This window comes from Luteibacter sp. OK325 (assembly GCF_003050935.1).
Classification (GTDB): domain Bacteria; phylum Pseudomonadota; class Gammaproteobacteria; order Xanthomonadales; family Rhodanobacteraceae; genus Luteibacter.
Map to the genome: position 1 here is coordinate 126130 of NZ_QAOX01000007.1, position 17940 is coordinate 144069.

The 17940-nt window shown below is 64.3% G+C and carries 14 protein-coding genes and 3 tRNA genes; 12 read left to right on the top strand and 5 right to left on the bottom strand.

Translation table 11 applies throughout. The features are described from left to right. Positions 1 to 52: 52 nt before the first annotated feature. The 3 genes from C8J98_RS15585 to C8J98_RS15595 are packed head-to-tail and all read left to right on the top strand — an operon-like array spanning position 53 to position 2573. A complete protein-coding gene (locus tag C8J98_RS15585; protein ID WP_107914108.1) occupies positions 53 to 1174 on the top strand; it encodes an MFS transporter in 1122 nt (373 codons plus the stop codon). A gap of 14 nt (positions 1175 to 1188) precedes the next feature. Then, positions 1189 to 1809 carry an HAD family phosphatase gene (locus tag C8J98_RS15590; RefSeq protein ID WP_107914109.1) on the top strand — a complete coding sequence of 207 codons (621 nt, stop codon included), beginning with the start codon at positions 1189 to 1191 and terminating at the stop codon, positions 1807 to 1809. Beyond that, complete coding sequence (locus C8J98_RS15595) at positions 1806 to 2573, top strand: DeoR/GlpR family DNA-binding transcription regulator (RefSeq protein ID WP_107914110.1); 768 nt, start codon at positions 1806 to 1808, stop codon at positions 2571 to 2573. Before C8J98_RS15590 ends, C8J98_RS15595 begins: the two co-directional genes overlap by 4 nt. Before the next feature lie 87 nt (positions 2574 to 2660). On the opposite strand, the gene ppsA is transcribed toward C8J98_RS15595, so the two are convergent. After that, positions 2661 to 5033 (bottom strand): phosphoenolpyruvate synthase, encoded by a 2373-nt coding sequence (gene ppsA / locus C8J98_RS15600; RefSeq protein WP_107914111.1) that lies wholly within the window; start codon positions 5031 to 5033, stop codon positions 2661 to 2663. Positions 5034 to 5222: 189 nt separating this feature from the next. Here ppsA and C8J98_RS15605 point away from each other — a divergent pair, with 189 nt between their 5' ends. Both C8J98_RS15605 and C8J98_RS15610 read left to right on the top strand, forming a co-directional pair. Continuing rightward, positions 5223 to 6038 (top strand): pyruvate, water dikinase regulatory protein, encoded by an 816-nt coding sequence (locus tag C8J98_RS15605; RefSeq protein ID WP_107914112.1) that lies wholly within the window; start codon positions 5223 to 5225, stop codon positions 6036 to 6038. Positions 6039 to 6065: 27 nt separating this feature from the next. Then, positions 6066 to 6542 (top strand): DUF1249 domain-containing protein, encoded by a 477-nt coding sequence (locus C8J98_RS15610; RefSeq protein WP_107914113.1) that lies wholly within the window; start codon positions 6066 to 6068, stop codon positions 6540 to 6542. Between the two features lie 421 nt (positions 6543 to 6963). On the opposite strand, the gene C8J98_RS15615 is transcribed toward C8J98_RS15610, so the two are convergent. From C8J98_RS15615 to C8J98_RS15625, 3 genes are all read right to left on the bottom strand, one after another. Beyond that, a tRNA-Asp gene (locus tag C8J98_RS15615) sits at positions 6964 to 7040 on the bottom strand. Between the two features lie 68 nt (positions 7041 to 7108). Next, positions 7109 to 7184 (bottom strand) — tRNA-Glu (locus tag C8J98_RS15620). Between the two features lie 11 nt (positions 7185 to 7195). Continuing rightward, positions 7196 to 7271, bottom strand: a tRNA-Ala gene (locus C8J98_RS15625). A 180-nt stretch (positions 7272 to 7451) separates the two neighbouring features. Between C8J98_RS15625 and C8J98_RS15630 the strand changes: the two genes are divergently transcribed. From C8J98_RS15630 to C8J98_RS15650, 5 genes are all read left to right on the top strand, one after another. Next, positions 7452 to 9212: a cation:proton antiporter gene (locus tag C8J98_RS15630; protein ID WP_107914114.1), complete on the top strand. Its 1761-nt coding sequence runs from the start codon at positions 7452 to 7454 to the stop codon at positions 9210 to 9212. Between the two features lie 165 nt (positions 9213 to 9377). Beyond that, the gene (locus C8J98_RS15635) at positions 9378 to 10163 is read left to right on the top strand and encodes an FKBP-type peptidyl-prolyl cis-trans isomerase (RefSeq protein ID WP_107914115.1); all 786 of its coding nucleotides are present in this window, start codon (positions 9378 to 9380) and stop codon (positions 10161 to 10163) included. A gap of 124 nt (positions 10164 to 10287) precedes the next feature. Beyond that, on the top strand, positions 10288 to 11637 hold the full coding sequence (locus C8J98_RS15640; protein ID WP_107914116.1) for a UDP-glucose/GDP-mannose dehydrogenase family protein: 1350 nt from the start codon (positions 10288 to 10290) through the stop codon (positions 11635 to 11637). After that, the gene (locus tag C8J98_RS15645) at positions 11630 to 11842 is read left to right on the top strand and encodes a SlyX family protein (protein WP_107914117.1); all 213 of its coding nucleotides are present in this window, start codon (positions 11630 to 11632) and stop codon (positions 11840 to 11842) included. Before C8J98_RS15640 ends, C8J98_RS15645 begins: the two co-directional genes overlap by 8 nt. 25 nt (positions 11843 to 11867) lie before the next feature. Next, entirely contained in the window at positions 11868 to 12602 is a 735-nt protein-coding gene (locus C8J98_RS15650; RefSeq protein ID WP_107914118.1) for a DUF2058 family protein, read from the top strand. 79 nt (positions 12603 to 12681) lie between these two features. On the opposite strand, the gene C8J98_RS15655 is transcribed toward C8J98_RS15650, so the two are convergent. Next, positions 12682 to 14739, bottom strand: a complete 2058-nt coding sequence (locus tag C8J98_RS15655; protein WP_107914119.1) for a 3-hydroxyacyl-CoA dehydrogenase NAD-binding domain-containing protein — start codon at positions 14737 to 14739, stop codon at positions 12682 to 12684. Between the two features lie 148 nt (positions 14740 to 14887). Here C8J98_RS15655 and C8J98_RS15660 point away from each other — a divergent pair, with 148 nt between their 5' ends. Continuing rightward, entirely contained in the window at positions 14888 to 15370 is a 483-nt protein-coding gene (locus C8J98_RS15660) for a hypothetical protein (protein ID WP_107914120.1), read from the top strand. An 8-nt stretch (positions 15371 to 15378) separates the two neighbouring features. Continuing rightward, entirely contained in the window at positions 15379 to 17913 is a 2535-nt protein-coding gene (locus tag C8J98_RS15665) for a bifunctional diguanylate cyclase/phosphodiesterase (protein WP_107914121.1), read from the top strand. Positions 17914 to 17940: the final 27 nt, after the last annotated feature.

Genomic DNA, 17940 nt, shown 5'->3' on the forward strand with positions numbered 1-17940 from the left:
GTTTGTGCACGTTTACGTACATTGATGCGTATTCCCTGTCCCCGGAAGCCGCATGAATCCCGTACGCGCTACACGTTTGATCTTTCTACTCTCCGGAATAGGCATGGCCAGTTGGGCACCGATGGTGCCCTACGCCAAAGCCCGTCTGGCCCTCGACGACGCCACTCTGGGTCTCGTGCTCCTGTGCATGGGCTTTGGCGCCGTGATCGCGATGCCCCTTGCAGGATTCCTGAGTCATCGCTTCGGCCATCGGGACGTGATCGGCGTGAGCGGTCTGCTGGTCTGCCTGGCGTTGCCCTTGCTGACCCTGGCGCCGAATGTCTGGTGGCTGGGTGCGGCCCTGCTGTTCTTCGGCGGTTCGCTCGGTGTGGTCGACGTAGCGATGAATGCGCACGCAGTGGATGTCGAGAAACAGCAGGGCAGGCCGATGATGTCGGGCTTCCACGGTCTGTTCAGCGTCGGCGGTCTCGCCGGCTCCGCGGGTATGGCGGCCCTGCTGCATGTCGGCTCGCCCCTGACCGGTAGCGCGATTGCGGTATCGATCCTGTTGCTGGTCATCGTCACCACGCAGTGGCGGCACTTCCTCGTCCGTCACGACGACGGCTCCGGTGAACCGCATGCACGTTTTCGTCTGCCTGGCGGTGCCGTGTTCCTTCTCGGCTTCCTCTGCATGGTGGTGTTCCTTGCCGAGGGCGCCATGCTTGACTGGAGCGCGGTGTTCCTTCGCTTCTCGCGCGGCTTCGATCCGTCCGTGGCCGGACTGGGCTACGCGGCGTTCTCGGTGGCGATGGCGGTGGGGCGCCTCCTCGGCGACCGCATCACTGCCGCGCTGGGCCCGGTCAACATCGTTCGCATCGGTAGCCTGATTGCCGCCGCCGGCTTCTTTCTTGCCACGGCGCTGCCGTGGGGACCGGTTGCCCTGCTTGGCTTCGCACTGGTCGGTATCGGCGCCTCGAACATCGTACCCGTGCTGTTCAGTGCCGCCGGCCGGCAGATCCGTACGTCGCCCGGTATCGCCATCGCTACTGTGACCTCGCTGGGTTACGCCGGCATGCTCGCCGGGCCAGCCGTCATTGGTTTCGTCGCCAAGGCCAGCACGCTGTCGATCGCCCTGGGTGGCGTCGCGTGCCTGCTCGTCGTGGTATCCCTTTGCGCGTCCATTGCGCGCCGCTGATCAAGGAGCCTTCCATGCATTCGAAACGCAATGTGGTTATCTTCGATTTCGGTGGCGTGCTCGTCGACTGGAATCCGCGCTATCTCTACCGGAAGTTGTTTGGCGACGATGAAGCCGGCATGGAGCGTTTCCTCGCCGAAGTGACCACCCCTGAGTGGAACCTGCAGCAGGATGCAGGCCGTCCGTGGGATGAAGCCGTTCGCTTGCTGACCGCGGAGCACCCCACCCAGGCGGACCTGATCGCGGCCTACCAGCATCGTTGGGAAGAGACCCTGGGCGGTCCCATCGACGATAGCCTGCATATCCTGCGTGAGCTCAAGGACGCAGGCCATCCCTTGTACGGCCTGACTAACTGGTCGCACGAGACTTTTCCGATCGCACGCCAGCGATATGCCTTCTTCGACTGCTTCGACGGCATCGTGGTATCGGGGGAGGAGGGCATGATCAAGCCCAATCCGAAGCTCTACGAAACCCTGCTCGAGCGCTACGACATCGACCCGACCTGTGCCGTCTTCATCGACGACAACAAAATCAACGTGGAGGCTGCGGAGGCCCTTGGTATCCACGGCATCCATTTCCATACCCCGGCCCAGTTGCGTGCCGAACTGATCGAGCTCGGGTTCCTGCCGAAATGAACGCTCCGGATACCACGCTGCCGCGCGAGCGACAGCAACTGATCCTCGAGCGCCTGCAGCGCGATGGCAAGGTCATCGCGGCAGATCTCGCCCAGGAGTTCCGTGTATCGGAAGACTCGATCCGGCGTGACCTTCGCGACCTCGCCGCGCAGGGGTTGTGCCGCCGTGTCTACGGAGGTGCGTTGCTCGCCGTGAACATACCGCCCCTGGGCGAGCGCCATGCCGAACGCACCGAGCTGAAGCGCGCGCTCGCGCGCACGGCGCTGGAGTTGATCGGTGCGGGCCAGATTCTTTTCATCGATGCCGGATCCACCAACACGGTGCTGGCGAAAATGCTGCCCGACCACAGCGACCTCACCGTGGTGACCAATGCGCCCGACGTCGCCCTCGCGGTGTTGGGGCGGCCGGGTTTCGATGTGATCATGCTCGGCGGCAAGCTGGATCCCGCCATTGGTGGCGCCATCGGTTCGCGCACCGTGCGCCAGGCCCAGGACATTCGCGCGGACCTTTGCTTTCCGGGCGTTTGCGCGATCGATTCACAGCGTGGGCTATGGACCTACGACGAGGAAGAGACCGTATTCAAGCAGGCGATCATCGAGGCCAGCGGCGAGACGGTTGCCATCGCGACGCCTGACAAGCTGGTGGCGTCGGCGACACATCACACGGTGCCGATTTCGGGTATCTCGCATCTGGTGGTTGCGGCGGATACGGATGCGGTCGTGGTGGCGCGATATCGCGCCGCGGGTGTGACCGTGCACATGTGATGCCTGGTGGCTCTGTGTGGGAGCCGCTTCAGCGGCGATGGGTGTTGCCGCGAGCCCCATTCGCCGCTGAAGCGGCTCCCACATTACTCAGCCGGCCTTTTTCTTCGCCAGTCGCAGCCATGTATCGACGACGGTATCCGGATTCAGCGATACCGATTCGATGCCCTGTTCCATCAGCCACTCGGCAAGATCCGGGTGGTCGGACGGGCCCTGGCCGCAGATGCCGATGTACTTGCCCTTGGCGCGAGCGGTGCTGATAGCCATCGAGAGCAGCTTTTTCACCGCCGGGTCGCGCTCGTCGAACAGGTTGGCGACGATGCTTGAATCGCGATCCAGACCGAGGGTTAGCTGGGTGAGGTCGTTCGATCCGATCGAGAAGCCATCGAAGATATCGAGGAACTCGTCGGCCATCAGGGCGTTGGAGGGGACCTCGCACATCATGATGACCTTCAGGTCGTTCTCGCCCTGCACGAGGCCGTTCTTGCGCAGCACCTCGATCACCTTGCGGCCTTCGTCCAGCGTGCGCACGAAGGGAATCATGATCCACACGTTGGTCATGCCCATCGTTTCGCGCACGTACTTGGCGGCCTTGCATTCGAGTGCGAACGAGTCGGCGAAGCCCGGATCGACGTACCGGCTGGCGCCGCGATAACCGATCATCGGGTTCTCTTCGTGCGGCTCGTAGCGCGAGCCACCGAGCAGGCCCGCATACTCGTTCGACTTGAAGTCGGACAGGCGCACGATCACCGGCTTCGGGTACACCGAGGCGGCGATGGTGGAGATGCCTTCGGCGAGACGATCCACGTAGAACGACACCGGGTCCTTGTAGCCGGAAATGCGCGCATCGATGCGGGCCTTGGTTTCCGGGTCCTGCTTGTCGTATTCCAGCAGGGCCTTCGGATGCACGCCGATGTGGCTGGCGATGATCATTTCCAGGCGAGCCAGGCCGATGCCGGCGTTGGGCAGCATGCCGAAATCGAACGCGCGCTCCGGGTTGGCCACGTTCATCATGATCTTCAACGGCGCCTCGGGCATGGCGCCCAGGTCGGCGGTGATGCGGTCGAACCTGAGCAGGCCTTCGTAGATCGTGCCGGTATCGCCTTCGGCGCAGGACACGGTCACTTCGGCACCGTCGGGAATGGTTTCCAGGGCATTACCGCAACCCACTACCGCCGGTACGCCGAGCTCGCGGGCGATGATCGCCGCGTGGCAGGTACGGCCGCCGCGGTTGGTGACGATGGCAGCAGCGCGCTTCATCACCGGCTCCCAGTCGGGATCGGTCATATCGGCCACGAGGACGTCGCCCGGCTGTACCTTGCTCATGTCGGCCAGCGAGCGAATGACACGCGCCTTGCCCGAGCCGATCTTCTGGCCGATGGCGCGGCCTTCGGTGAGCACCTTGCCCTTCTCGTTGAGCTGGAAGCGCTCGAGCGTGGTCGTCGTGGCACGTGACTTCACCGTCTCCGGGCGCGCCTGGACGATATACAGCTTGCCGGTGTTGCCGTCCTTCGCCCACTCGATATCCATCGGGCGGCCGTAATGCTTCTCGATGATCAAGGCCTGGCGCGACAGTTCTTCGACGTCGGCGTCGACGATGCAGAAGCGGTGACGCAGGTCGACCGGGGTTTCCTCGATGCGTACGCGCTCGCCCGGCTGGTCGGAATACACCATGCGCTGCTGCTTGGCGCCAAGGCTGCGACGGAGCACGGCCGGCTTGCCTTCACGCAGGGTGGGCTTGAACACGTAGAACTCGTCCGGGTTCACGGCGCCCTGGACCACCATCTCGCCCAGGCCGTATGAGCCGGTGACGAAGACGACGTCGCGGAAACCGGATTCGGTGTCGAGGGTGAACAGCACGCCCGAAGCGCCGACGTCCGAACGGATCATCAGCTGCACGCCGGCGGAGAGGAAGACGTCCTCGTGCTTGAAGCCCTGGTGCACGCGATAGGCGATGGCGCGGTCGTTATAGAGCGAGGCGAAGACTTCCTTCACCTTGTGCAGCACGTCGTCGATGCCGACCACGTTGAGGAAGGTTTCCTGCTGGCCGGCGAATGAGGCATCGGGCAGGTCTTCCGCCGTGGCGGACGAGCGCACGGCCACGGCGATATCGTCGGCGCCGGCGTCCTTGCAGAGCTTGATGTAGGCGTCGCGGATCGCCTGTTCGAGGTCGGCGGGCAGGGCGGTGTCGACGATCCAGCCGCGGATCTCCTTGCCGCCGCGGACCAGTTCATCCACGTCGTCCACGTCGAGCGTGGCCAGGCGTTCCTGGATGCGTTTGGCGAGGCCGCTCTTTTCGAGATAGGTCTGGAAGGCGTCGGCCGTGGTGGCGAAGCCACCCGGAACGGACACGCCCAGTTTCGCCAGGTTGCCGATCATCTCGCCAAGGGAGGCATTCTTGCCGCCTACCTTGCCCAGATCGGTCATGCGCAGCGCGTCGAGCCAAAGTACCAGGTCGCTCAAAGGAAAGTCCTCACATCGGTTCGTCGGTATTGCGGCGGGCCGCGCTAGAAAATCCGCGCATTGTGGTGGCCCTGTCACCATGGAAACAAGGCGCGATGCACAAACGTTCAGGGATCATGCGGGGTTGCTTGTTATGGCGGCGTCTTGCGCTAAGGTTTGCCCATGGACCCACCGCTGGGAAAACCCCCGATGCGCCGTACCGTCTTCTTCATTTCCGACTCCACCGGCATCACCGCCGAAACCATCGGAAACAGCATGCTGGCCCAGTTCGAGGGGGTCCAGTTCGACACCCACCGCCTGCCGTTCATCGACAACCCGCAGAAAGCCGAGGCGGCGTCCCTGCGCATCAAGACCAAGTACGCCCAGGACGGCCAGCGGCCGATCGTGGTCAATACCATGACATCCCGGGCCCTGTGCGACATCGTCGCCGGCAGCGGCGCGCTGATGCTGGACGTGTTCGCGCCGTTCATCGACCCCCTGGAGGCCGAACTGGGCACCAAGCAGTCCGGCGCGGTCAATCGCTCACACGGCCTGGTGGACTTCGAGCGCTACGAGGCGCGGATCAATGCGACCAATTACGCCCTGGCGCACGACGACGGCCTGGACGTGGACTACAACGAATCGGACCTTGTGCTGGTCGGTGTTTCCCGCTCCGGGAAGACCCCCACCTGCCTCTACATGGCCTTGCATTACGGGGTGTGTGCCGCCAACTATCCGCTCACGGACGACGACCTGGACAAGCTCGAGCTGCCAACCCGTCTCCGCCCCTATCGAAGCCGGCTGTTCGGCCTGACCATCGACCCGATCCGCCTTGCGCAGATCCGCGAGCAGCGACGCCCGGGCAGCCGATATGCGACCCTGAAACAGTGTCGCTGGGAGCTGGAGCAGGCCGACCGGCTCATGCGGCGGGAAAATATCCCGGTCCTCAACACCACGCATACGTCGATCGAGGAGATTTCAAGCAAGATCTTCGAGTACCTCGGCATCGAACGTCACATGTATTAGACAGCCCTACGGAGAACCTCGCCCGACATGACCGCCGTCATCGAACGCCCATCCGCTTTCCTCCCGGGACGCTTCGGCTTCCTGATGGGGCTTTATGCGGAGAACTACCACCGGCTGGCACGGCTGTTCGCGCCGCAGCGGCTGGCGCCGGGCCGTTACATCTCCGATGTGGACGACGGCCTGAAGGTGCGCCTGGACGTTCAGGAAAAGCACCCGTACACGCTGGAGCTCGAGCTCACCTACGACTTCGTCGACGAGACGACCGGACAGCCGTCCCCTTCGGCCCAGTTGCGCATGTATACCGACGCGCACGTGGCCGAAGCGATGCACTGCCACCCGGGACGCAAGCTTTGGCAGGTGCTGGGCCCTTTTCCGCCGGCCAATACCGTGCTCCAGCACCGCCTTCGCATGAACGGCTTTCTCAACCGCTGGCTGGAATTCCTGGCCGAGCAGGGCCATTCGATCGGCACGCTAGAGCGCCTCGAGGACACCAAGCCTGATTGATGTGAAAGCCGGCTATGCCGGCGATTGTAGGAGCCGATTCATCGGCGATCCCGCGGCAGCGGGCCAGATTGTGTAGGAGCCGATTCATCGGCGATCCCGCGGCAGCGGGCCAGTTTGAGGCAAGCGCCCATTCGCCGCTGAAGCGGCTCCCACAGAAAGCCAGTCCCAAGGCAGCCCAGATTCAAGGCAGCCCAGATTCAAGGCAGCCCAGGTTCAAGGCAGCCCAGATTCAAGGCAGCCCAGATTCAAGGCAGCCCAGGTTCAAGGCAGCCCAGATTCAAGGCAGCCCAGATTCAAGGCAGCCCAGGTTCAAGGCAGCCCAGATTCAAGGCAGCCCAGATTCAAGGCAGCCCAGGTTCAAGGCAGCCCAAATTCCGGGCAAAAAAAACCCGCCAACCGGCGGGATTCTTTTTGGAAGTAATGGCGGAGCGGACGGGACTCGAACCCGCGACCTCCGGCGTGACAGGCCAGCATTCTAACCGACTGAACTACCGCTCCACACTTACGTTCCAGCTTTCCAACTTTCCAACTTCTTCGTCCTTAACACTCTCTGGCGGACCAGAAAGTGGCGTCCCCACGGGGATTCGAACCCCGGTCGCCACCGTGAAAGGGTGATGTCCTAGGCCTCTAGACGATGGGGACGTCTTAGAAGTTGGTGGAGCCAGCCGGGATCGAACCGGCGACCTCCTGCATGCCATGCAGGCGCTCTCCCAGCTGAGCTATGGCCCCCTGCTGGAAGCCGCAAAGATTACGTCCGACCCGGTATTTCGTCAAGCATTCGTTACATTTTTTTTGAAATTAATTTCACGATTTCGAGAATGACGAACGCTGGCGCGCACTTGCGTGTTGGTGAATGGGCATGTTCCCGTGCACGCGCTAACCTGTCCCTTCGCACATACAAGGACCGGCATGCACGGCATCGTTTTCATCCAGGACCTGGCGACGGTGATGCTCGTTGCCGGCCTGACGACCGTGATCTTCCAGCGCCTGAGGCAGCCGGTGGTGCTCGGCTACATCATCGCGGGGCTTTTGATCGGTCCGCACACGCTGCCGGTGATCTTCATCCACGATGAAGAAACGATTCGTACCCTGTCCGAGCTGGGCATGATCCTGCTGCTGTTCGCGCTCGGTCTCGAGTTCAGCCTGAAGAAGCTGCGCGCGGTCGGTGGGGCGGCGCTGGTCGCCGCATTCGCCGAAATCGTGCTGATGGTGTGGATCGGCTACGAGATCGGCCGCTTCTTCGGTTGGTCCGCGATGGACGCGATGTTCCTCGGCGCGATGCTGTCGATCTCCTCGACCACCATCATCATGAAGGCCCTGGAGGATCTGGGTCTCAAGCGCGAGCGTTTCGCCCAGCTCATGTTCGGCATCCTCATCGTGGAGGATCTGCTCGCCATCGTCCTGATGGCCCTGCTCACGGGTATCGCCAGCACCGGTGGCGTGGAGGCCGGCCAGGCCTTCGCGGCCATCGGTCGCCTTGGCCTGTTCATGGCCGTGTCGCTGGTGGTGGGACTGCTGCTGGTGCCGCGTGTGGTCGACTACATCGCGCGTGTCAGCCGCAACGACGTGCTGCTGATCGCCGTGCTGGGGATCTGCTTCGGCTTCTGCCTGCTGGTGACCGAAATGGGTTACAGCGTGGCGCTGGGGGCCTTCATGATCGGCGCTATCGTGGCGGAATCGGAGAGCGTGGCGCGCATCGAGCGGATCATCATGCCGGTACGCGACATGTTCAGCGCGATCTTCTTCGTTGCCATCGGCATGCTGATCGACCCCGCCTTGCTGGTGGAGTACGCATGGCCGATCACCATCGTGACGATCGCCGTGGTCGTGGGCAAAGTGATCACCTGCAGTTTCGGCAGTTTCGTGGCCGGCAACGATGGCCGCACGTCATTGCGCGTGGGCATGGGCCTGGCGCAGATCGGCGAATTCTCGTTCGTGATCGCTTCGCTTGGCCTCACGCTCAAAGTGACCAGCAACTTCCTGTATCCCGTGGCGGTGGCGGTATCGGCCATCACGACCTTCCTCACCCCTTACCTGATCCGCTCCTCCGACCCGCTGGCGAGCTTCCTGGGCCGTGCCCTGCCGACACGGGTCACCGGCGTATTCGGTGCCTATACCGAGTGGATGGGTAGCCTGGGCCTGCAAGGGCAGGGCGCCATCGTGATGAAGATGATCCGCCGGCTGGTCTGGCACGTCATCATCAACATGATGCTGGTGATCGCGGTCTTCATCGTCATGGCTTTCGCCTATCGGCGCGGCTTCCTCCAATTCGACGTCTTCAGCGACGACCCTACCGTGCGTCGCAGCCTGGTCTGGTCGCTCGCCGCGCTGCTGTCCCTGCCCATGGTGGTGGCGGCCTACCGTAAGGCGGGCGCGCTGGGGATGTTGCTGGCCGAACTGAGCATCCCGGATCGCTTCGGCAGTCGTACCTACCGGATCCGCGCCGTGCTGGGACGGATCATCCCGGTGGTCGCGATGCTGATCCTGGGCCTGCTTGTGGCGGCCCTCGCATCCACTATCCTGCCCCCGCGCGAGGTCGCCGGGGTGCTGATCCTGATCGGGATCGGCCTGACCTGGCTGCTCTGGCGCGTGCTGGTGCAGGTCCATGCCCGCCTTCAGGCGGCGCTGCGGGACACCCTGGAAAAACCGGGTCCGGGGCATGATGAGTGACCGGATCGTCATTCCCGTGAAAGGTTGCTGAACTTTTAGTGTGAAACCTTGTCTCTCGCCACGTCATTGCAAGCGAGGCGCGAACCACCGCACAATGGCGATTCAACCTCCACACGGAGGTGTACCGGCGGCGTCGCCGAATCTTTCCAAGAGAGGGAATACCGAATGAAGCAATTTTTGCGTCCCACGATGACGGCCGTCGCCCTGGCGGTTGCGCTGGGTACCGCCGCGGGCGCATCCGCCCAGGCAGCCAAGCCGGCTGCTGCTGGTGCGGGCACCGTTGACAAGCAGAAGGCCAGCTACGTCGTGGGTTGGGACCTTGCAAGCTCCCTGCCGCCGCTCGTCGCGAAGGAAGTGGATGCCGCTACGGTCGCCAAGGCCCTGCAGGCTGCCCTTTCTGGCCAGAAGCCGACCATGACCGAAGCTGAAGCCAAGTCCGTCCGCGAAGCCTTCGTGGCCCAGCTGAAGGTCAAGGCCGAAGCCGAGTACAACAAGGTTGCTGCCCAGAACAAGCAGGAAGGCGAAGCGTTCCTGGCCAAGAACAAGGCTGCCGCGGGCGTGAAGGTCACGGCGTCGGGCCTGCAGTACACGGTTGTCCAGGCTGGTACCGGCGCACGTCCGGGCCCGAACGACCAGGTCTCGATCAACTACACCGGCACCTTCGTGAACAATGAGAAGTTCGACGCATCGGCCGACCACCAGCCGGCCGGCCCGGCCAACATCCCGCTCCAGGCGGTCATCCCGGGCTTCCGTGAAGGCCTGCAGCTGATGCAGACCGGCGGCAAGTACAAGCTCTTCATCCCGTCGAACATCGCTTACGGCGCCAAGCCGGAAAACGGCTTCCCGCCGAACGCGACGATCATCTTCGACGTCGAGCTGCTCAAGACCGGTCCGGCTCCGGCTGGCCAGGGTCCTGGCGGTCCGGGCGCTGGCGCTCCGGGCGGCAAGTAAGCCTTAGCGTCTCCGGTAGAACGAAAGGGCGCGGAGCAATCCGCGCCCTTTTTCTTTGCCTGCGAGCCGGGCGGGACTACAATCGACCGTTACGGCAGGCCGGTCCCCGGTCCCTGGGAGCTTCATGAAAGTCACGATCTTCGGCACCGGCTACGTCGGTCTCGTCACCGGCACCTGCCTCGCCGAGATGGGTAACCATGTCGTTTGCGTGGACGTCGACGTGGCCAAGGTCGATCGCCTGAAGGCCGGTAACATTCCCATCTACGAGCCTGGCCTGACGCCGATGGTGGTCCGCAACCATGCGGATGGCCGGCTGGACTTCACCACTGATGCCGCCCCCGCGGTGGGTCACGGTGAGGTCGTTTTCATCGCCGTCGGCACGCCGCCGGACGAAGACGGCAGTGCGGACCTGAAGTACGTGCTCGCCGTGGCGAAAACCATCGGCGACAACATCGACCGCTATACCGTCGTGGTGAACAAGTCCACCGTGCCCGTCGGTACGGCCGACCGTGTGCGCGAGGCCGTGCAGGCACGTCTGCAGGCACGTGGCGTGGATCTGCCGTTCGATGTCGTTTCCAATCCTGAATTCCTCAAGGAAGGCGATGCGGTCGAAGACTGCATGCGTCCGGACCGGATCATCGTCGGTGCGTCGAGCCCGAAGGCGATCGGCGTGCTGCGCAAGCTGTACGCGCCGTTCAACCGCAATCACGACCGCATGGTCGTGATGGACGAACGCTCCGCCGAACTGACCAAGTACGCGGCCAACGCGATGCTCGCGACCAAGATCAGTTTCATGAACGAAATCGCGAATATCGCCGAGCACGTCGGCGCGGATGTGGAGCTCGTTCGCCAGGGCATCGGCGCGGATCCGCGCATCGGCTATCACTTCATTTATCCGGGCGCCGGCTACGGTGGCTCGTGTTTTCCGAAAGACGTGCAGGCGCTGGCGCGCACGGCGCATGCAGTCGGCTACGACGCGCGCCTGCTCGACGCCGTGGAAGCGGTGAACAACTCGCAGAAGTCGCGCCTGTTCGCGTTGCTTTCCCGTCACTTCCTTGGCCAGCTGAAGGGGCGCACCATCGCGCTCTGGGGCCTGGCTTTCAAGCCGAACACGGACGACATGCGCGAAGCCTCGAGCCGGCGCCTGATGGAGCAGCTGTGGGAAGCGGGTGCCAATGTCAGGGCATTCGATCCGGAGGCCGCGGACGAAACCCGTCGCATCTACGGCGAGCGCGATGACCTGCGACTGGTCGAGCGTCCGTACGACGCGATCGACGGCGCCGATGCGCTGATGATCGTCACCGAATGGAAGGCGTTCCGTGCCCCCGACTTCGCGCGGGTCAAATCGCTGCTGAAGAACGCGGTGATCTTCGATGGCCGCAATCTTTACGATCCAGCGGCGGTCGAGGAGACAGGCATTGCCTATTACGGCATCGGTCGTGGCCGCAGCCTGGCGGGTCGCCACGATGACTGACACAGACGAACGCATGATGGAGCTCGAGATGCGTCTCGCCTTCATCGACGACACGGTCAACGGGCTGTCATCGGCGGATACCGAGATATCCCGACGGCTTGACCGACTGGAGAGGGCGTTGCGCGATCTGCGTTCCGACCTCATGAACATGCGTGCGGGACTCGGCAGCGACACTGCCAATGAGCCCCCGCCGCCGCATTACTGAAAACACCGAACGAGCCTTACCGATCATGGCAGAGTCCCTGCGCGACCAGTTGTTGAAGAGCGGCCTCGTCAAGGAGATCCGCGAAGAGAAAAGGACCTCCGCACCGCCGCGGAAAGAGGGTGCCGATGGTGGCAAGGGCGCACGATCGTCCGCCGGCAGCGGCCAGCCCTACGCGGGCAACAGCCCACGCCAGGGCGCGAAACCACAGCAGGGTGGTCGGCCCCAGCAGCAGGGTGGCAAGCCGTCGCAAGGCGGTCGACCCCCGCAAGGCAACCGGCCCCAGGGTGGTGGCAGACCGCAGCAGGGCGGCAAGCCCGGTGCTGGCGGACAGCCGCGTCCGCCGCGCAAGGATGGCGAGATCGACCTCGCCAAGGCCTATGCGATCCGCGCACAGACCGATGCGACCGAGCGTCGCCGCCTCGAAGCCGAGGCGGCCGAGCTGGCGCGGCTGCGCAAGGAGAGAAAGCGCAAGGTGGAGGAGTTGTTGAAGGGCAAGGCCCTGAACCTCGCCGACGCCGACCAGGTTCGCCATTTTCCATACGGCGAGAAGATTCGTCGTGTCCATGTGGATGCCACCCAACTGGTCGCGATCAACGCGGGCGAGCTTGGCGTCGTGCAACAGGGCGGTCGCTATCTTGTCGTCGACAAGGCGGTGATCACGGAGCTGCAGGCCCTGGCGCCGGAGTTCATCGCGCTGCTCGTCGATCCGAACGCGGCGAGCGAGTCGGATGATGGCGTGCCTGACGATTTGATGTGGTGAGGCGTCGCCGCTGAAGCGGCGCCTACCAAGCCCTCGCAACCTGCTTGGTAGGAGCCGCTTCAGCGGCGATGCTCTTCGGTCAGGCTGGCGACAACGTCAGTTCCGGATTGTCCCAACCTTCCTTCTTCGCAAAGCGCGCACCGTGCTTCGCTTCCAGCTTCGCCAGTCGCTCGCGCACCGCGGCGACGCCTTCGGTGCGAACGTACTGGATCGGGCCGCCACGAAACGGGGCGAAGCCCGTGCCGAAGATGACGCCGGCGTCGAGCAGGTCGGCATCGTCGACCACGCCTTCGGCGAGGCAGGCGATCGCTTCGTTCACCATCGGCAGGATCATGCGGTCCTGGATGTCGGTCGGCGGCACATAGTCGGGGTCTACTTCGGGCTTATCCGGCTTGCCTTCCTTCCACACGTACAGGCCTTCGCCGTCTTTCTTGCCGCGCTTGTTCGCGGCGATCTTTTCTTCCAGGCCGTGCGGAACTTCCAGGCCGAGGAACGGCGCGAGCTCCTTGCCGACCGACGCGCACACATCGAGGCCGACCGTATCGGCCAGTTCGATCGGGCCCATCGGCATGCCGAATTTCTTTGCTTCGCGATCGAGCACGGGACCCGGCACGCCTTCGTTGTAGAGGCGCATCGCCTCCATCAGGTAGGGCATGAGAATGCGGTTGACCAGGAAGCCCGGCGTGCCCTTGACCGGCACCGGCAGCTTGCCGATGGCCTTGCAGAACGCAAGCGCGCGTTTCTCAATGGCAGGATCCAGGGCATCGTGGCGCACGACTTCCACCAGAGGCATCTGCGCCACCGGATTGAAGAAGTGCAGGCCGAGGAAGCGTTGCGGTGCTTTCAGGCCCTGGCGCAGTTCGTCGAGGGGAATCGAAGAAGTGTTGCTGGCAAGGATTTCGTCCGCCTGGAACTGCGGCTCGATCGTCGCGTATAACGCGTGCTTGGCTTGCGGATTCTCGAAAATCGCTTCGATGGCGAGGTCGGCCTCGGCAATACCCTTGCCATCGACGTCGGCGTTAAGTCGGCCCATGGCCGCGTCAACCTTGGCCGGTGCCTTGAGCTTCTTTTCGAACAATGTGCGGGCGCGCGTGATCGCGGGCTCGATGAAGCGCAGCTCGCGATCCTGCAGGGTCACGTCAAAACCTTTCAGCGCGGACCACGCGGCGATGTCGCCACCCATGGTGCCCGCACCGACGACGTGCACATGCTTGATGCCGTGGTCGGTACCGGCACCGAGTCCTTTCAGGCGTTCCTGCAGGAAGAAAATGCGAATGAGGTTGCGCGCAGTCGGCGTGGTGGCCAGTTTCGCCACGGACTTCGCTTCGAGCTTGAGCCGCTGCTGGATGCTGGAGCCGCCGCGGGCCCAGGTATCGATCAGTGCGAACGGAGCGGGGTAGTGCTCCTTGCGTACCTTGGCCGCGGTCTGCTTGCGGACCATGGGCGCGAGGATGGCGCGCGCCGGTAGCGTGTTGGTTGCCCAGGCCTTCGCACGCTGCGCGAACGGACGCTGGTGCGGACGTTTGATGAGGTGGCGTGCTTCGGCCAGCAGTTCGTCCGCACGAGCGAGTCTGTCGACCAGGCCGACGGCCTTGGCGCGCCGGGCATTGAACGGCTTGCCGGTGAGCATGGCGGGCAGGGCATCCAGCGCGCCGATCAGGTGCGGCAGGCGGGCGGTACCACCCCAGCCCGGATGGATGCCGAGCATCACCTCAGGCAGGCCGATCTTCGTTGCGTCGTCGTCCACGGCGATGCGCTGGCGACAGGCGAGGGCGAGTTCCGTGCCGCCGCCCATGCAGGCGCCATGGATCGCGGCCACCGTGGGGCAGGACAGCCTGGCGAGGTTCTCGAACACGCGCTGGCCGTTCTCGATGTTGGCGAGGACGGTGCCGGTCTGGGCATATTCGACGAACTCGCGGATATCGGCGCCCACGGCGAAGCCCGAAGGCTTGGCCGAGTGGATGACGACCCCTCGTGGATTTTCGATGGCCAGGCGCTCGACGATCGTATCGAGTTCGTCGAGCACCTCGCGCGACAGCGCGTTGGCGCTTGCGCCCTCGCGATCGAAAGTGAGCACGACGATGCCGTCGTCGCCCACGTTGGTCTTCCAGTGCTTGAATCGGAGTCCTTCGAACATGGCAGAGGTCGTACGCTGGCGAATGAGCGCATCACCATACCTTCCTGTCGGGCCGAATGCGAGATACCCCCGCGTATGGTGTGCCATCCCTAGCGTACGCCCCCGTATTGGGCCGATACTTCGCGCCACTGCCGCCGATGTGTCGCCCATGCCCGCCGACTCCCATGTAGGAACCGATGTTTTCGACCGCATTCTGTCTGCGTCGGGACCCTTGGTCGCTTTGCAGACCGGCGATACCAACCAGCTGATCGACCAGTTCCGCCTGGTCGCGCGGCGGACGGGGCAAGCGGTGTACCTGTGGCGCCATGCCGAGGGCCTGGCCAGCCTTCGCGATGCACAGATGCGCGTGCCGGGCTGTACTCGGTTGGGTGACGCCTTGCGCTATATCTCGCAGAGCCTGCATTTCGGCGTGTACCTGCTGGACATGCCGCCGGGGCCGCCGAGCGCCACCGACGGTGCACTTTTACGGCAACTGTCGCGGACTCAGACGGGCCATGTGCGCCGGGTGGTGCTGATCGGCGCCAGCCCCAGCCTGCTGGCAACCTTCGAGGACGATATCGTCCGGGTCGACGCCGACTGGCATGCCCGTTCCGCGGCGCCGCGCCTGCGCGACGGCCGGTGGATCGTTTGAGCGCGCGCATGTCCACGTCCGAGCCGACCGGTATCCTCATCTTCACGCCGCGCCGCGATGTGCGTCGCGCGGTGTTCGACGCACTCGACGCGGATGGCGACTTCGTTCTCCTTAGCGCGCGCGATGCCACGCAGCTGGAAACCCTGCTGGCCGATGCCCCGCCGCTGCATGTCGCCGTCATCGGTGCGGACGGTACGGCCGACATGGTCCAGGGCCTGCGTATCCTCCGTGGCTCGACCGCTTATTCACAGCTGCCCGTGGTTTATGTCGTTGGCGACGAGCCACCCGGCGTCGCCCCGGAAGACAGCGCCGACTGGCTGCGCGAAGGAGCTATCGCGGCGGAGCTTGCCCAGCGCGTACGCGCCGCGATGGGTAGCGACGCAGCGGTCGCCGCCAGTGAGCCGACCGGCCTGGATTATCGGTTCGCCTTCGACGCAGGCGCGGCCTGGGTGGTCGCATCCACGCCGGATGGCTGCGTCATCGAAAGCGGTGCCGCGATGAATCGACTGATGAAGGGCGACGGTCCCGTACAGGGCCGTCTGCTCGCCGACCTTTTCAAGATCGAAAGTGGCGCCATGTGGCCGGTGCCCGACAGCGACGGCGTGGCTTGCACCTTGCGGCGCCTCGACGGTGCGGATGTGTCCGGCGAGATCGATGTGCGTCACCTCACCGATCGCGGCGCCCATCGAATCGCCGTGGCCTTTCGCGACCTCCGTGCCGTTGACATGGCGGGGCGAGCGCTCTCGCTGCTCTCCGTGCTCGATGCCTGTCCCAGCGACGACGAAGGCATGGGCGAAGCGGCCGCGATGCTCGCCGATGCGCTCGAACTGGACGTGGTCGCCGTGTGGTCGGCACTGCCGGAAAGCGAGTTCGGGCCGGAGGTGCTCACGCGTATCTGGAACGGCCCGGGCCTGGTCGAATGGCCTGAAGCGAACGACCTTCCGCTCCTGAAGATCTGCCTGGGTGGTGAAACGCTTTCGCATCTTGGCGAGGGCAACGGTGCGCCCGCTGCGGATCCCCTGGTCGAAGCGCTGGGCCTGCGTTCGTACGCCTTCCTGCCACTGCTTGACGAGCGCCGCAATGTGCTCGGCGCGCTGCTGGCAGGGCGTCGCCGTCTGGCCAGTGACGCCCGGGTGCTCGAGCCTGCCTTGCGCGCGGCAGCCGCGCGTTTCGCTTCGGCGCTCGAGCTGCGACGGGCACGCGACCAGGGGCGCGCCCGTGGCCTGGTCGATGCGCTCACGAACCTGCCCAATCGACTTCTGTTCAACGACCGCCTGGACACCACGATCCGCGAGGCCGAGCGCACGGGCGAGTGCTTCGCCACGTTGCTCGTCGACCTCGATCGTTTCAAGGGCATCAACGACACGCTCGGGCATGCCGTGGGCGACCAGGTGCTGACCGCGGTGGCGAAGCGGTTGCGCGCCAGCGTGCGAGCGTCCGACACGGTCGCGCGTTACGCCGGTGACGAGTTCACGATGATCCTGCGTCACATCATCAAGCGCGACGACGTGCTGCGGATCGCCGAGAAAGTCGTGCAGGCGATGGAGATTCCACTCGGCCTCGACGACGGCTCGGAGCTACAGGCCACGGTATCGGTGGGTATTTCCTTCTTCCCCGACGATGCGACGGAGGGCGAACTGCTGCTCCGGCATGCCGACGAAGCGATGTACGGGGCGAAGAGCCTGGGCCGGAACAACTACCAGATATACGCCGCGAACCCGGATGCCTCGCAGCAACAGCATGTCGCGTTGAAGGCACGCCTGCGCCACGCGGTGAAGAACGACGAGCTGCGTGTCTTCTACCAGCCCCAGGTCAATGCCATCACCGAAGATATCGTCGGTATGGAAGCCCTGGTGCGCTGGGAGCATCCCGAGCTGGGCATGATCAGTCCGGCCTTCTTCATCCCGCTGGCCGAGGCCAGTGGCCTCATCGTGCCGATCGGTGAGTGGGTGCTGCGCACCGCCTGCGCGCAGGCGAAGGCTTGGGAAGACACCTACGGCCTGGGCCTGCGCCTGGGCGTAAACCTTTCCGCGGTGCAGCTCATGCAGCAGAACCTGGCCGAAGTGGTGACCAGTGCCTTGACCGACACCGGGCTCAATCCGGACAGCCTCGAGCTCGAAGTGACCGAGAGCATCAGCGTGAAGACCGTGCCGCACCTGGTCGAGACACTCGATGCGCTGAACGCGATGGGTTGCCACATCGCCATCGACGACTTCGGCACGGGCGCCGCTTCACTGGACTATCTGCGTCGCCTGCCGGCCGACCGGATCAAGATCGACCAGAGCTTCGTACGCAACATCGGCGTCGATCCGGACGATGAAGCCATTGTCCGCGCGACGATCGACATGGCCCACCGGCTCAAGCGCGGCGTGGTGGCCGAGGGCGTGGAGATCGAACAGCACCTGCACTTTCTCCGCGCCAACGGCTGCGACGAGCTGCAGGGCTACCTGTTCTGCCGCCCGCTACCCGTGGTCGCCTTCGACAAGCTGCTGGCCGAGCGCGAGCGGGTGATCACGGAAGGCAGGACGCCGGTCAGCGCCTGACCTGGCCGGGTCCAACTTGAGGTTCAG